The sequence below is a fragment of the Roseospirillum parvum genome, assembly GCF_900100455.1.
Lineage (GTDB): Bacteria > Pseudomonadota > Alphaproteobacteria > Rhodospirillales > Rhodospirillaceae > Roseospirillum > Roseospirillum parvum.
This window is the reverse complement of record NZ_FNCV01000010.1, coordinates 1-14,113: the sequence shown is the minus strand read 5'-3', so window position 1 is coordinate 14,113 and position 14,113 is coordinate 1. Positions and strand designations below refer to the sequence as shown.

Below are 14,113 nucleotides of genomic sequence, written 5' to 3'. Positions count from 1 at the left end.
GCGTGGCCCGCCCCACCTACAGCAGCAGGTTGACCAGCAGCAGCCCGGTGCCCACCGAGACCCAGGTGCACAGCAGCCCGGGCAGCATGAACGAGTGGTTGAGCAGGAAGCGGCCGATCCGCGTCGTGCCGGTGCGGTCGAAGTTCACCGTGGCCAGATCGCTCGGGTAGTTGGGGATGAAGTAGTAGGCATAGACCGACGGGAAGATGCCGATCAGGGTGGCCGGCGCCACCCCCAACTGGAAGGCCAACGGGCCCAGCATCTTGGCCGTCGCCGCCTGGCTGTTGACGATGATCGAGACCAGGAAGAAGGCGAAGGCGAACATCCACTGGTTCTCGGACACCATGCCCTCGATGGCCGGCTTGATGGTGTCGAGGTTGTTGGTGACGAAGGTGTCGGCCAGCCAGGCGATGCCGAAAATGGCCACCACGGCGCTCATGCCGGCGCGGAAGACGCCGCCCGAAACCATGGTCTTGGCCTTCACGCCGCAGGTCAGCACGATGATCGCGGCGGTGGCCAGCAGGGCCATCTGGATGACGTCGCCCATGCCGACCGGCTTGCCGGTCGCGGCGTCGGCCACCGGGCGCAACTCGGGGAACATGCCGAGCACCACGATGGAGACCAGCCCGGCCAGGAAGATGGCCACCGCCCGCTTGGCGCTGGCCGGCAGGGTGATGCCGAGCAGCGAGGCATCGGCGTCCTCGATCTCGGCCCGCGTGACCGGGTCGGCCATGCGCTTCTGATAGATCGGATCGTCCTTCAGGTCCTTGCCGACGAAGCTTTGCGCGGTGGCCGCCACCAGCAGCCCGACCAGGGTCGCCGGGATGGTGATCATCAAGACGTCGCCCAGGGTGTAGGCGCCGCCCTGCTCCTCGAACTGGGTCACCATCCAGACCACGGCGGCCGACAGCGGGCTGGCCGTGATGCCCAACTGCGAGGCCACCGAGGCGGCGGCCAGCGGGCGTTCGGGGCGGATGCCGGTCTTGCGCGCCACGTCGGCGATGATCGGCTGGATGACGTAGACGGTATGCCCGGTGCCCACCGAAACGGTCATGCTGTAGGTGACCAGCGGCCCCAGGAAGGTGACCGCCTTGGGGAAGCGGCGCAGCAGGCGCTCGGAAAGCTGGACCAGCCATTCCATGCCCCGGGCCGCCTCCAGCGCCGAGGCGGCGGTCACCGCGGCAAGGATGATCAGCATCACCGAAATGGGCGGCGAGCCGGGCTCCAGCCCGAAGCCGAAACACAGGATGACGACGCCCAGGCCGCCGGTTATGCCCATCCCCAGGCCGCCGATGCGCGCCCCCAGGTACAGGGCGCCGAGGGTGATGGCCAGTTGGATCCACAACATCGCCAGTCTCCTTGTTGCTCTCGTTTTCCGTGGCGCGGACCACGGACGGCGCGAAACCACGTCCCTGCCCGGGCGTGGGGCACGGCGCGGCGTGGACCAGCGTGGGGCCCCGCCGAGCCGGCCGGAAGAGGGGCATGGTGACCGCTTCGACGCCGGCGGTCCAGGCGTGTTGGGCTGGCCCTGGCGCATGGCCGGGTTGCGGGGCTCCCTGTTGTGGGGGCCGACGGTTGATGCACGCCGCCGCCGCCATCGCCATGATGTCGCCACGGCGCGCCCGGATCGTGATGGCCGCCGGGCCCGGGGACGAGGAAGACGCATGTACGATCTGATTGGCGACATTCACGGCCGGGCGGACGAGTTGGAGGCGCTGCTCGTCCGCCTGGGCTATCGTCGGCAGGGGGCCGCTTACCGGCACACCAGCCGGCAAGCCATCTTCGTGGGTGACTTCGTCGATCGGGGGCCGCACCAGCGGCGCGTCCTCGACCTCGTGCGCCCGATGATCGACGGCGGCGCGGCGCTGGCCGTCATGGGCAATCATGAGTTCAACGCCATCGCCTATCACACGGCGGACGGCGCGGGCGGCCATCTGCGGCCGAGAAACGAGCGCAACACCCATCAGCACCGGGCCTTCCTGGATGAGTTTGCCGACCGGCCGGCGGTCTGGGCCGAGGCGGTGGCGTGGTTCCGCACCCTGCCCCTGTGGTTGGACCTGCCGGGCCTGCGCGTCATCCACGCCTGCTGGGATGCCGCCGCGATCCGCCGTCTCGCCGAGGGTCCGGGGGCCGAGGTCAGGTTGGATGACGCCCTGCTCCACGCCGCCACGCGGCGCGGCACGTGGCAGTACCGGGCCGTCGAGACGCTGCTCAAGGGTAAGGAAATCGATCTGCCCGAGGGCGCCGGCTACGCCGACAACGATGGCATCCGGCGTCATCAGATGCGGGTTCGCTGGTGGGGCCAGGGGCGGACCTACCGGGACCTCTACCTGGGGCCGGAAAGCGCCGCCCCCCACATCCCCGACGACCCCATCGACGGCGACCATCTGGTGACCTACGGGCGCCACGAGAAGCCGCTGTTCGTGGGCCACTACTGGATGCAGGGCACCCCCGAGCCGCTGGCCCCCAACATCGCCTGCCTCGACTACAGCGTGGCCAAGCCGGGCGGCAAGCTGGTCGCCTACCGGTGGGATGGCGAGGCGGTGCTGCGCCCCGACGGCTTCGTGGCCTGCGAACGGGGCGCGTGAGACCGGCTATGGAACGGCGCCCCAGGCCCGGCGGTGGGGGTGGACCAGGGCGGCCAGCTCGGGCGGCTCAAGGACCTCCACCGCCTCGCCCCAGGTATAAAGGTACCACGCCATTTCGAGCAGGCCGCCGGCGGTGAAGCGCACCACAAGCCCGCCGTCGGGCTGCGCTTCCAGGGTCTGGTCGGGGTGGAAGAGGAAGCTTCGGGCCTCCTCGGCGGCCGACGGGGCGAAGCGCCAGACCACCTGTTGCGGCGCCTCCTGAAAGACCCCGAAGGCGCGCCGGGCGAAGGCCGCCAGATCGAAGTCGGGGTCGCGTTCCAGGGGCAGGTCCAGGGCCTCGGCGGCGGTGATGCGCGGGAAGCTGTACAGCCGCACCTCGGGCCGCGCCGGCGCGCTCTGCCGGCCGACCAGATAGTGGCGGTGGCCGTGCAGGAAGCCGTAGGGATGGACCACCCGCGTCGTCGGCTCGGGGGCGCGGCGCGAGCCGTAGGTCAGACGCACCGCGCGGCCCGCCTTCAGGGCCTGGCGCAGGGTGTCGATGACCTGAGGGTCGAGGCGCGGGCGCGGCCCCGGGCGGCAGGCCAGCCCCTCGGCCTCCAGCAGGGCCTCCAGATCGGGCTCGACGCGGCGCAGATGGGCGGCCGGCATCACCGCCTTCAGCTTGGCCGCCAGACCGGCCAGGGTGGCCGCCTCCAGCGGCCGGTTGTGGTCCTCCATCAGCTTGATGGCGGACTCCAGCGTCGCCAGTTCGTCGGCCGGTACCGCCAGCAGCCGGTCCAGGGTGCCCGAGGGCAGCCGCCAGCGGCGCACCCGGTCGCCCTGGGGGACCTCCTCGGCCTGGGGGAAGAGGCGCAGCACGGCGTCGCGCATGCGCATGGCGGTGCGCCGGCCGACCCCGAAGCGCCGTTCGATGTCGGCCAGCGACAGGCCGTGGCGCGCCGCCTGCATCTCCAGGGCCAGATGGAGCAGGTTCTCGCCTTTCTCGTGACGCATGCCGGGACTCCGGGAAGAGGGAACGGAGGTGGAACATGGGTGACCGCTTCTGACTCCCCCACGACCGAGTATGATGGAACGCGCGGGAGACCACCTCCCCATCCACCATCCAAGGGGTCGCCATGGCCGCCCGACCGCCCGACCACCCGACCGACCGCCCGCCCGACCACCCGTCCGCCCGCCCGCCCGAGGCCCGCCCGCCCGAAGCCCGCCTGCTGCCCGATGGGACGCTGGCCGTGCGGCGGCCCGATGGGCTGCTCATCCTGGCGCCCTGGGACGGCGCCTTGCGCGGCGCGTGGGTGACCGAGAATGGCACGCATCGCCCCTTCCTGCAAAGCGTGATCCTGTTCGACCGTCGCGGCGTCTGGTTGTGGCCCGGGCCGCTGCTGTGCGAGCATCCCCGGGCGCGCGGCATGGCCGATGTCGCGGCCTTCTTCTCGGCCATTCCGGTGGCGCCGCGCTTGGGCATGGCGGACCGACCCGTGGAGATCGCGTTTCTCCCCCAAGGGTGACCGAAACTGGCAGGGCGGTGAGTCAGGCTGCGGGATGTCGGGGCCGTTGCCGAGAATAAGGCCGAGAGGGAGTCCGCCATGTCCGTGTCATCGCTTCACCCGCACCGTCACCCCCAGCGTCCCGGCCAGCCGCCCGGACCGCTGGCCGATCGCCTGAAGGCACGCCTTGCGGCCTTCCACTACGAACTGGCCGACCTGGGGATGGAAGCCCGGGCCCGCCAGGATCGGGCCGCGCTGCGCCAGGTGGCGGCGGTCCAGAACGCCCTGGCCAGCGCCGAGGTTGCCGCCGAGGTCTCCGCCGAAGTCTCCGCCGAAGCCGCCTCGGACCACCGGGGCTGAGCCCATTGAGCGGAGGGGCCGAGGCCATGCGGCAACCGTTCCTGGCGTTCTGGGGCAAGGCCCACCCGTCGCGGGACGCACCGCTCCACCTGCCGACCCATCCCCTGGTCTGCCATGCCCTGGACGTGGCGGCGGTGGCCGAGCGTCTGCTGGCCGCCGACCCGCTGCGCCGCCGCGCCCTGGCCGAGGCGCTGGCCCTGCCGGAGACGGTCTGCACGCCGCTGCTCGTCACCCTGGCGGCGCTGCACGACATGGGCAAGTTCGCGCTGCCCTTCCAGGCCAAGGTGCCGGCGCATCTGCCCGCCGTGCTGGGCGGGCATGCGGTGCTCGCCGATCCCGGGCACGACACCGCCGGCTGGCTGTGGTTCGCCCATTTGTGCCCGCCCGAGGTGGCCCAACGGCTGGGTCCGCGCCGGGGCCTGAACCAGTTGCTGCCGGCGGCCTTCGGCCACCACGGGCGGCCGCCGCGCGACGATCCCGGCACCACCCGGGACCTCGCCAGGCGGCTGTTTCCGCCGCCCAGCCGCGCGGCCGCCAACGCCTTTGCCGGCTGGGTAGTGGCGACCCTGGCCCCGGCCGAGCCGCCCCCCCTCAAGGAGGCGGCGGCCAAGCGGGCGGCGCTGGCGGTCGCCGGTCTGATCGCCACCGCCGACTGGATCGGCTCGGCCCAGGGCTGGTTTCCCTACGCCGCCGCGCCGGACGATCCGGCGGCCTATTGGCACCAAGTGGCCCGGCCGGCGGCGGCGACGGCGGTGGCCGAGGCCGGGGTGGTGCCGGCCCCGGCGGCCCCGGCGCGGGGGCTGGCCGGGTTGACCGGCGGTGCCGACCTGACGCCCACTCCGCTGCAACAGTGGGCGGCCACCGTCGCCCTGCCGGCGCATGGCCCGGTGCTGGCCCTGCTCGAGGACCTGACCGGCAGCGGCAAGACCGAGGCCGCCCTGCTGCTGGCCCACCGGCTGATGGCGGCGGGCCGGGCCGGCGGCCTTTATCTGGCCCTGCCCACCCAGGCCACCGCCAACGCCATGTTCGACCGCCTGGGCGCCCTCTACCGCCGCCTGTTCGCTGCCTCGGCGGCACCCTCCCTGGCCCTGGCCCACGGCGACCGGGGGCTGCACCCGGGCTTCCGGGCGGCCCGGTTGCCCGCCGCGCCGGGCGAGGGGGCCTATGGCGGCGGCGTGCCGCAAACCCCCGCCGACGAGCCGGCCGGGGCGCAGTGCGCCGCCTGGATCGCCGACGACCGGCGGCTGGCCTTCCTGGCCGACGTGGGGGCGGGCACGGTCGATCAGGCGCTGTTGTCGGTGCTGCCGGCCCGCCATACCGGGCTGCGCCGCTTCGGCCTGCTGGGCAAGGTGCTGATCCTCGACGAGGTCCACGCCTACGACGCCTACGTGGGCGAGGAGATCGCCGCCCTGATCGAGGCCCACGCCGCCCTGGGCGGCCATACCCTGCTGCTCTCGGCGACCCTGCCGGCGACCCAGCGGGCCCGGCTGACGGCGGCCTTCGCGCGCGGGGCCGGGGGCTTGGAGGCGGCCGGCCAGACCGCCACCGCGCCCTATCCGGCGGCGACCCTGCACGGCGCCGGGATCGCCCGGACCGAGCCGGTGGACGCCTGGACGCGGCAGGCCCGCCGCCTGCCGGTGCGCTGCCTGCCGACGGTGGCCGCCGGGCTGGACGCGGCCGAGGCGGCGGCGCGGGCCGGCGGCGCCGTGCTGGTGCTGCGCAACACGGTGGACGACGCCATCGCCACCCACGACGCCTTGGCGGCGCGGGGGCTCGCCCCGCTGTTGTTCCACGCCCGCTTCGCCCTGGGCGACCGGCTGGCCATCGAGGCCGAGGTGATGCGCCGCTTCGGCCGCGACAGCCAGCCCGAGGCGCGGGCGGGCCGCATCCTGGTGGCGACCCAGGTGGTGGAACAGTCGCTGGACGTGGATTTCGATGCCCTGGTCACCGATCTGGCGCCGATCGACCTGCTCATCCAGCGGGCCGGCCGGCTGTGGCGCCACCCGCGTCCGGACCGCCTGGGCACGCCCGAACTGCTGGTCGTCGCCCCGCCGGCCGCCGAGGACCCGCCGGCCGACTGGCTGCGCGCCGAGCTGCCGGGCACCGCCGCCGTCTATCGCCATGCCGGGGTGCTGTGGCGGACGGCGCGGCTGATCCAGCGGCTGGGCGCCTTCGACCTGCCGGCCCGGGCCCGGGAGCTGATCGAGGCGGTCTATGGGCCGGCGGCGACCGAGCCGCCCGCCCTGACGGCGGCCAGCCGCGTCGCCGACGGGGCGGCATTGGCCGGCGGCTCGAAGGCCCGGGCCACCGTGCTGGCCCTGTCGGCGGGCTACGCCCACGCCCCGCTGTGGGCGCCCGACCACCGTCTGAAGACCCGCGACGGCGACGACCCGGTGGTGCTGCGCCTGGGCCGCCGGCAGGGCGCCACCTTGCGCCCGTGGATCGATCCCGGCCCCGACCAGCCGCCGGCCCTGGCCTGGCGCCTGTCGCAGCTTTCCTGGTCGGCCCGGTGGCTGGCCCCGGTCGCCTGGGAAGAGCCCGACCCGGAGCTGGCCCGGGCGGCGGCGGCGGCGCGGGCCGACTGGGGGCGCTGGGAGCGCGACCTGCCCCTGGTGGCGCTGGAGCCCGGGGCCGACGGCACATGGCGGGGCCTGGCCCGCGACCCCGAGGGCCGCCCGCGCGCCCTGACCTATTGCGCCCGCCGGGGGCTGGGCCTGGCGGGCGACGAACAGCCCGCGCCTCAAGGTGGCTGTGGGTTGCCCCCGGGACACTCCTAGACTTTCGGCGGCCTCTTAAAAACTCTCCCCGCGCGTCCAACATGCAATGCGCGCATTGAATGAACTGATGCCCGCTGTGAAAGGTAAGCCCGCATGGCCACCGGCTCTTTTTCCCTCCTCGACCACCCCTGGTTGCCGGTGCGCCGGGCCGATGGGCGGGTGGATCGCATCCGGCCCGACCAGTTGACCGACTTCACCGGCGGCGCCCATGCGCCGGTGGTCGCCCTGGCCGCGCCGCGCCCCGATTTCAACGGCGCCCTGCTCGAGTTCCTGATCGGTCTGGTCTCCACCGCCTGCCCGCCGGCCGACGGCGAGGCTTGGGACGAGGGATGGCAATCGCCGCCTTCGCCGGAAACCTTGCGCGCCGCCTTTTCGGCCCACGCCCGGGCCTTGGTGCTGGACGGCGCGGGACCCCGCTTCCTGCAGGACGAGGCGGCGCTGTCGGGCGACGAAACCGGCGTCGAGGCCCTGCTCATCGACGCCCCCGGCCAGCAGACCCGCAGCCGCAACACCGATCTGTTCGTGCACCGCGACCGGGTTGCCCGGCTGTCGCGCCCCGCCGCCGCCTGGGCCCTGTTGACCCTTCAGACCTATGCCCCGGGCGGTGGCGCCGGCCACATGACCTCGCTGCGCGGCGGCGGTCCCCTGACCACCGTGGTCCTGCCGCCAGCCGATCCCCCGGGCAGCGCCACCCTGTGGCACCTGATCTGGCTCAACGCGGAAAGCCGCCCGGACTGCGAGGAACGGCGACCTTCCGGCGCGCCGGCCGACCCCGCCGCCATCTTCCCCTGGCTCGGCCCGACCCGGGTTTCCGGCAAGCAGGGACGGCGCACCACCCAGGCCGAGGTCGATCCGCGCCACGTCTGGTTCGCCATGCCGCGCCGCATCCGTCTGGCCTTCCGCGCCGCCGAGCCGGGCGAGGCGTGCGACCTGACCGGCGAGGCCGATCCGGTGATGGTCGCCGGTTACGTCACCCGCCCCTACGGCTTCCAGTACGGCGAGGGCGGCTTCCGGCACCCCTTGAGCCCCTACTACCGTCCCAAGCCGGGCGCCGACTGGCTGCCGGTGCACGGCGGGCCCTCGGGCATCGGCTACCGCGACTGGCTGGCCCTGACCCTGGAGTCCGGGGAGTCCGGGGAGGCCACCCGGCGGTGCGCCGCCGGTGTCTCGGCGGCGCGGGCGCGGCTGGCCGGGCTGGGGGGCTATGACGGGGTGCGCCTGCGTGCCTTCGGCTATGACATGGACAACATGAAGGCCCGGGGCTGGGTGGAGGCCGAGATGCCCCTGCTGCTCAGCCCCGACGAGGACACCCGCGACCGCCTCCACGGCACCGCCGCCGCCCTGGTCGCGGCGGCTCAGATCATTGCCCGGGCCACCGTTGATGCCATCAAGGAGGCCCTGTTCCCCAACCCCAAGAAGAATGCCCGGGGCGACTTCGGACATCTCGAGGCCCGCTTCTGGCGGGCCACCGAGTCGGCCTTCTTCGCGGCCCTGACCGCCGCCGCCGGGCAGGGGCGCGAGACGGAAGAGGCGTATCTCGTCCCGCGCCGTGGCTTCCTGCGCGCCCTGCGCGCCGCCGCCGCCGCGCTGTTCGACGAACTGGCGCCGGTCGAGGGGTTGGAACTGGCCGAGTTCCGCCGCGTCGTCTCGGCCCGCTCCTGGCTCACCGGCCATTTCGTCCCCGAGCTCAAGGACGGCCGCAAGGTGGTCGAGGCGTTGGGCCTGCCGCCGCCCGAAAAGCCCAAGGCTCGCCCTTCCGCCAAGAGACGCCCGGCCAAGACCTGAGGCCCCATTGGAGACTCCGCCCATGACCGATCCCAAACCCGATAGCGGCGCCGTGGCGCTCGACTGGTGGCGCGACCTGCGGGACAACCGGGCCGCCGCCGCCAGGCTCCGGCGCTGCCACAGCCCGCTGGAGGCGCTGCTGGTCCCCCAGACCCTGACCCTGGCCCGCCGCCTGAACCGTGCCGACCGCCCGGACCGTCTGGGCCGGGTCGGCGCCCTGGCGGTGACCCTGGCCCACGTCAAGGAGCACGCCCCGGGCCTGTCGGTGATGCGCGCCGTCGGCGCCACCTCGACCAAGGATGACGACGTGGAGGGCGCCACCCTTTCCGAACAGCGTCTGCGCCGCCTGCTGCTCACCGACGGCGACGACGAGAGCGAGTTGATGAGCGCCTTCGTGCGGCTGGTCCGCCTGATGAAGGGCACGGCCAACGTGGCCGACCTCGCCCACTCGCTTCTTTTCTGGTCCGACCACACCCGCCAGCGCTGGGTGTTCGACTACTACAACGCCGGCCGGGCCCGCCCCGATGCCGATCCCACCGCCGACCTTCCGTCCGCTTCCGGAGACAGCCCATGAGCACCTTCATCCAGATCCACGCCCTGGCCTCGTACCCGGCCGCCAACCTGAACCGCGACGACAGCGGCCGGCCGAAAACGGTGGTCATGGGCGGCGCGCCCCGTCTGCGCGTCTCCAGCCAGTCGCTGAAGCGGGCCTGGCGCACCTCCGACGCCTTCCAACAGGCCCTGGCCGGCCATCTGGCCCAGCGCACCAAGCGCCTGGGCGAGGAACTCCACGACCATCTGGTGGCCGGCGGCATGGCGCCGGAGGCGGCCTTGTCGACGGCCCGGGCCATCGCCGACGTGTTCGGCAAGCTGGAGGACGACGGCGGCGACGGCGAGGCGGCCAAGGCGAACAAGGACCCCCGCCACCTCAAGCAACTGGCCTTCATCAGTCCCCAGGAGCGGGCCGCCGCCTTTGCCCTGGCCGACAGGGCGCTGGCCGGCGAGAGCATCGAGCCCAGCGCCGACAGCGTCCTGCGGCGCACCGACACGGCGGCCGACCTTGCCCTGTTCGGGCGCATGCTGGCCGACGATCCGCGCTACAACCGCGAGGCGGCGGCCCAGGTGGCCCACGCCATGACCACCCACCGGGTGATCGTCGAGGACGACTACTATACCGCCGTCGATGACCTGAAGGACCCGCACGAGGCCGACGATTCCGGGGCCGGGCATGTGGGCGTGCAGGAGTACGGGGCCGGCGTCTTCTACCTTTACGCCTGCATCAACCGCGACCTGCTGGTCGAAAACCTGGAAGGTCAGGAAGGGTTGGCCGACGACTCCATCGCCGCCCTGGTCCGCGCCGCCGCCACCGTGGTGCCCAAGGGCAAGGTGAACAGCTACGCCCACCACACCCTGGCCCAGTTCGTGCTGGTCGAGCGCGGCCCGGACATGCCGCGCGGGCTGTCCATGGCGTTCCTGAAGCCGGTCGGCGGCACCGACCAGATGGGGCAGTCGGTGGCGGCGCTGATCGAGACCCGGGCCGCCCTCGCCGGGGCCTATGGCAACGATCCGGCGGCCCGCGCCCTGGACCTGACCGGGCAGTGGCCGGGCGAGACGGGGACCCTGGCCGATCTGGCCGCCTTTGCCGCGAGGCAGACGGCATGACCACCTTCGTCACCTTCGCCCTGTACGGCCCGCTGGCCGCCATGGGCGAGATCGCGGTCGGCGAGAACCGCCCGGGCTGGCCGCGCCCCGGGCGCTCCGGGGTGCTCGGCCTGCTGGCGGCGGCGCTGGGCATCCGGCGTCATCAGGGGGCGGCGTTGGCGGTGCTGGATGGGGCCTGGGCGATGGCCGTGCGCGACGACGCGCCGGGCCGCCCGCTCACCGACTACCACACCATCCAGGCGCCCTCGACCCGGCGCGGGCGTGCCTTCGCCACCCGGCGGGACGAGTTGGCCCTGCCGCGTCACGAGCTGAACACCCTGGTCTCGCGGCGTGACTACCGGGCCGACGCGCTGTTCACCGTCGCCCTGTGGCCACGCCCCGATGGCACCGGCAGCGCCGATCCCGAGGCTTTGGCCGAGGCCCTGCGCCGCCCGGTCTTCGCGCCCTACTTCGGGCGGCGCGGCTGCCCCTTCGCGCTGCCTCTCGATCCCCAGGTGATCGCCGCCGACAGTCTGGCCGAGGCGCTGGCCGGGCGCGCGCCCAAGGCTCCGGAAGCGACGTTGCGCGCGGCGCTCGGCGCCGATGGCCGGACCGTCGCCGCCGATGTCGGCGCCCCCGGGCTGAGCGGCGTCGAGCGGCGCGAAACCCGCCGCGACGTGCCGCTCAACCGTGACCGCTGGCAGTTCGCCGAGCGCGACGTGCTGATCGCCACCCTGCCGCCTACCACCCCGCCGCCCACCACCCCGCCGCCCACCACCCCGCCGCCCGCCGCCCCGCCGCCCACCACCGAGGAGGCCACGCCATGACGGATCGTTCGATCTCGGAGTCGGACCGGCCCTGGCTGCTCACCCGCGTCACCCTGAAGCGCGATGCCGCCGCCGCCGCCCTGGCCCCGATCCTGCTGCCCGGCGGTCGCGACGCGCCGATGCCGCTGGCCACCGGGCATCGCCTGATGTGGTCGCTGTTCGCCGACGCGCCCGAACGCCGGCGCGATTTCCTGTGGCGCGAGATCGAGCCGGGCCGCTTCCTCACCTACTCGGCCCGCCCGCCGAGCCATCACGGCGACCTGTTCCACATCGATGAACCCAAGCCGCTGGACGTGCCCTGGCGGGTCGGCCAACGGCTGGCCTTCTCGCTGCGCGCCAACCCCACGGTGGCCCGCCGCCGGGGCGACGGCAGCCGCGCCAGCCGGCGCCGCGACGTGGTCATGGAGGGGCTGTATCCGCTCGACAGCGGCGCGGCGCGGCGCGACGCCCGGGCCGGGCTCGAGCGCACCCAGGGCCTGGACTGGCTGACCGCCCGCGCCGAGTCCCGCGGCTTTGCCCTGGACCGCGCCACCGATGGCACGCCGCGCGTCACCGTGGACGGCTACCGGCGGCATCGGGTGGGGCGGCGCGGGGGCGGTCAGGCGGTGCTCTCCAGCCTCGATTTCGACGGCCTGCTGACCATCACCGACCCGGCCGCCTTCGCCGCCGCCCTGCGCCAGGGGATCGGCCCGGCCAAGGCGTTCGGCTTCGGGCTGCTGCTGGTCCGTCCGGCGCCGCCGGGGGCATAACCCCGGTGCCGCCGCTGCCCGGCCTGACCCCGCCCAAGCCGATCCCGCTCAAGGATCGCTCCAGCCTGATCTTTGTCGAGCCGGGCCAGCTCGATGTCATCGACGGCACCTTCGTGGTGGTCGATGCCACCGGCATGCGGCTTTTGATCCGCGATGCCTTCCGTCGCGAGAAGCTGTTGGGACGGCTCATCCCGACCATCGAGGACGTGCTGGCCGCCGGCGGCCTGGAACCGCCCCAGGCGCCGCCGGAGGCCCAGCCTCCCGCCATTGCCGAGACGCCCTCGGGCGATCAGGGGCACCGGGGGTAGGGCGATGATGGTGATCGTGGTCGAGAACGTGCCGCCCCGCCTGCGTGGCCGCCTCGCGGTGTGGCTGCTGGAGGTGCGGGCCGGGGTTTATGTGGGCGTTTACGGGCGCCGCACGCGCGAGATGATCTGGCAACAGGTGCTCGACAACATCGGCCAGGGCAGTGGCGTGCTGGCCTTCAGCGCCCCCACCGACGCCGGCTTCGAGATCGACACCTGCGGCCCCAACCGGCGCCTGCCGGTGGACTATGACGGCTTCCGGCTGGTCGCCTTTCAGCCCCGGGATGCGGCCGTGGAGCGGCCGGAGGTCTCCGGACCGGACACGCCCGGGGACGAAAGCAACGCGGCAACCAAGATGGAAGCCAATATCGAAACCAATATCGAAACTGGGCCCGGACGGACGCCCTGAACAGGGCATGAACGCTCGGTGGCTTGTTTGACATTGTGAAACGTGTTTAAAATCAGGGCGCTCTGGAAAGAGTGTTCCCCACCCGCGTGGGGATGAACCGCTGGATTTCCAGCAGCGCCTGGGGGTGCACGGGTGTTCCCCACCCGCGTGGGGATGAACCGTGTCGATCACCAGCGGGTCGGGCAGCGGCATCGTGTTCCCCACCCGCGTGGGGATGAACCGGGGCATGATATCAGCCGGGACAGCGTGCGCACGTGTTCCCCACCCGCGTGGGGATGAACCGGGAATTACCCGGACAACCCGCCGGGCGTCTGTGTGTTCCCCACCCGCGTGGGGATGAACCGTCGCGCATGAGGGTGGGATGCATGGGCTTGTCGTGTTCCCCACCCGCGTGGGGATGAACCGCCTCGGGGCTTGCGCAGCTCTCGGATTTGATTGTGTTCCCCGTCCACGCGGGGATGAGCCGGGGGATTGAAGGGGGGCTGGATCGCCGGAGCAGCCGATCCGCCATGGAGGGGCGGGTGGGAGGGGTGCGGCCTTTCCTGGGCGCCTTGATCGTGGGCTCGACGGGCGTAGGGTAAAGGTTGGTGACATCGCCGAAGGTGCCCATCACCCTCCCAAGGCGATCACACTACTTGAGGGGGGCCGGATGGGCCGGGCCCCCTCAGTCTGTTTCGAGCCCCCTCAGTTCACTTGCCCCGCCAATGGAGCGCCGCTCGGTGTTCCCCACCCGGGTGGGGATGAACCGTCAATCGCGCCCAAAGCGGAACGCGGCTCTCCCGCTGACCTGAAGAGGTGTGAGCGCCAACCTGATCGGGCGGTTGGCAAGCCAGCGGTGGTTGGCGCGCCCGTCCGCGACCACCGCCTTTCGCCTTCAGGGTATATCCGCGCTGTCGGTGGATCAAGACCACCCCAGGGCGCCATGTCGGCGCGTCTCGCCTCTCACGGCGGATCACGTTTGCCCCGCCTAGAGCCGAGAGCGAAAAATCGGAACCACTTGGTGGTTAACGATTTTTCGCTCAAATCGGCTCTACATCTAAGATCGAGAGCAGATCGTGCGAAATGTGAAGCGCTCCGCGATTCACATTTCGCACGATCTGCTCTAGGTTCTGGACTCATAATCCCGCATCCAGAGTCGTGTTGAAGCCAACATGACAGCGGCCAAGAAGTTCTGTGCCGACTTTTCGA

General features: G+C 72.7%; 13 protein-coding genes and 1 CRISPR repeat array. Of the genes, 11 read left to right on the top strand and 2 right to left on the bottom strand.

What is annotated here, in order from left to right; all coding sequences use genetic code 11:
- Positions 1-16: 16 nt before the first annotated feature.
- Positions 17-1,348: an anaerobic C4-dicarboxylate transporter gene (locus BLR95_RS12955; RefSeq protein WP_092620915.1), complete on the bottom strand. Its 1,332-nt coding sequence runs from the start codon at positions 1,346-1,348 to the stop codon at positions 17-19.
- Between the two features lie 316 nt (positions 1,349-1,664).
- Between BLR95_RS12955 and BLR95_RS12950 the strand changes: the two genes are divergently transcribed.
- Positions 1,665-2,588, top strand: coding sequence for a metallophosphoesterase (locus BLR95_RS12950; RefSeq protein ID WP_092620912.1), 924 nt, complete (start codon positions 1,665-1,667; stop codon positions 2,586-2,588).
- Between the two features lie 6 nt (positions 2,589-2,594).
- Here the strand turns inward: BLR95_RS12950 and BLR95_RS12945 are convergent, their stop codons facing one another.
- Positions 2,595-3,581: a helix-turn-helix transcriptional regulator gene (locus BLR95_RS12945; protein WP_092620909.1), complete on the bottom strand. Its 987-nt coding sequence runs from the start codon at positions 3,579-3,581 to the stop codon at positions 2,595-2,597.
- A gap of 122 nt (positions 3,582-3,703) precedes the next feature.
- Between BLR95_RS12945 and BLR95_RS12940 the strand changes: the two genes are divergently transcribed.
- The 10 genes from BLR95_RS12940 (at position 3,704) to cas2e (ending at position 12,925) form a co-directional block, all read left to right on the top strand.
- Positions 3,704-4,093 carry a hypothetical protein gene (locus BLR95_RS12940; protein WP_092620906.1) on the top strand — a complete coding sequence of 130 codons (390 nt, stop codon included), beginning with the start codon at positions 3,704-3,706 and terminating at the stop codon, positions 4,091-4,093.
- Between the two features lie 78 nt (positions 4,094-4,171).
- Complete coding sequence (locus BLR95_RS12935) at positions 4,172-4,432, top strand: hypothetical protein (protein ID WP_092620904.1); 261 nt, start codon at positions 4,172-4,174, stop codon at positions 4,430-4,432.
- A gap of 26 nt (positions 4,433-4,458) precedes the next feature.
- On the top strand, positions 4,459-7,209 hold the full coding sequence (locus BLR95_RS12930) for a CRISPR-associated helicase/endonuclease Cas3 (protein ID WP_092620901.1): 2,751 nt from the start codon (positions 4,459-4,461) through the stop codon (positions 7,207-7,209).
- A gap of 93 nt (positions 7,210-7,302) precedes the next feature.
- Entirely contained in the window at positions 7,303-8,994 is a 1,692-nt protein-coding gene (gene casA / locus BLR95_RS12925; RefSeq protein ID WP_092620898.1) for a type I-E CRISPR-associated protein Cse1/CasA, read from the top strand.
- Positions 8,995-9,016: 22 nt separating this feature from the next.
- Positions 9,017-9,568 carry a type I-E CRISPR-associated protein Cse2/CasB gene (casB, locus tag BLR95_RS12920; RefSeq protein WP_092620895.1) on the top strand — a complete coding sequence of 184 codons (552 nt, stop codon included), beginning with the start codon at positions 9,017-9,019 and terminating at the stop codon, positions 9,566-9,568.
- A complete protein-coding gene (gene cas7e, locus BLR95_RS12915) occupies positions 9,565-10,656 on the top strand; it encodes a type I-E CRISPR-associated protein Cas7/Cse4/CasC (protein ID WP_092620892.1) in 1,092 nt (363 codons plus the stop codon). Before casB ends, cas7e begins: the two co-directional genes overlap by 4 nt.
- A complete protein-coding gene (cas5e, locus tag BLR95_RS12910; RefSeq protein ID WP_092620889.1) occupies positions 10,653-11,462 on the top strand; it encodes a type I-E CRISPR-associated protein Cas5/CasD in 810 nt (269 codons plus the stop codon). Before cas7e ends, cas5e begins: the two co-directional genes overlap by 4 nt.
- Positions 11,459-12,211, top strand: a complete 753-nt coding sequence (gene cas6e, locus BLR95_RS12905) for a type I-E CRISPR-associated protein Cas6/Cse3/CasE (protein WP_092620886.1) — start codon at positions 11,459-11,461, stop codon at positions 12,209-12,211. Before cas5e ends, cas6e begins: the two co-directional genes overlap by 4 nt.
- Positions 12,212-12,216: 5 nt before the next feature.
- Positions 12,217-12,519 carry a hypothetical protein gene (locus BLR95_RS16330; protein ID WP_425438444.1) on the top strand — a complete coding sequence of 101 codons (303 nt, stop codon included), beginning with the start codon at positions 12,217-12,219 and terminating at the stop codon, positions 12,517-12,519.
- 4 nt (positions 12,520-12,523) lie between these two features.
- A complete protein-coding gene (gene cas2e, locus BLR95_RS12895) occupies positions 12,524-12,925 on the top strand; it encodes a type I-E CRISPR-associated endoribonuclease Cas2e (RefSeq protein WP_092620878.1) in 402 nt (133 codons plus the stop codon).
- Between the two features lie 71 nt (positions 12,926-12,996).
- Positions 12,997-13,391: a CRISPR direct-repeat array (repeat unit 29 nt; unit sequence GTGTTCCCCACCCGCGTGGGGATGAACCG).
- Positions 13,392-14,113: the final 722 nt, after the last annotated feature.

Bases quoted from the DNA above. Each gene is read 5' to 3' on its own strand.
- BLR95_RS12955 (WP_092620915.1), bottom strand. From the start codon at position 1,348: ATGTTGTGGATCCAACTGGCCATCACCCTCGGCGCCCTGTACCTGGGG.
- BLR95_RS12950 (WP_092620912.1), top strand. From the start codon at position 1,665: ATGTACGATCTGATTGGCGACATTCACGGCCGGGCGGACGAGTTGGAG.
- BLR95_RS12945 (WP_092620909.1), bottom strand. From the start codon at position 3,581: ATGCGTCACGAGAAAGGCGAGAACCTGCTCCATCTGGCCCTGGAGATG.
- BLR95_RS12940 (WP_092620906.1), top strand. From the start codon at position 3,704: ATGGCCGCCCGACCGCCCGACCACCCGACCGACCGCCCGCCCGACCAC.
- BLR95_RS12935 (WP_092620904.1), top strand. From the start codon at position 4,172: ATGTCCGTGTCATCGCTTCACCCGCACCGTCACCCCCAGCGTCCCGGC.
- BLR95_RS12930 (WP_092620901.1), top strand. From the start codon at position 4,459: ATGCGGCAACCGTTCCTGGCGTTCTGGGGCAAGGCCCACCCGTCGCGG.
- casA (WP_092620898.1), top strand. From the start codon at position 7,303: ATGGCCACCGGCTCTTTTTCCCTCCTCGACCACCCCTGGTTGCCGGTG.
- casB (WP_092620895.1), top strand. From the start codon at position 9,017: ATGACCGATCCCAAACCCGATAGCGGCGCCGTGGCGCTCGACTGGTGG.
- cas7e (WP_092620892.1), top strand. From the start codon at position 9,565: ATGAGCACCTTCATCCAGATCCACGCCCTGGCCTCGTACCCGGCCGCC.
- cas5e (WP_092620889.1), top strand. From the start codon at position 10,653: ATGACCACCTTCGTCACCTTCGCCCTGTACGGCCCGCTGGCCGCCATG.
- cas6e (WP_092620886.1), top strand. From the start codon at position 11,459: ATGACGGATCGTTCGATCTCGGAGTCGGACCGGCCCTGGCTGCTCACC.
- cas2e (WP_092620878.1), top strand. From the start codon at position 12,524: ATGATGGTGATCGTGGTCGAGAACGTGCCGCCCCGCCTGCGTGGCCGC.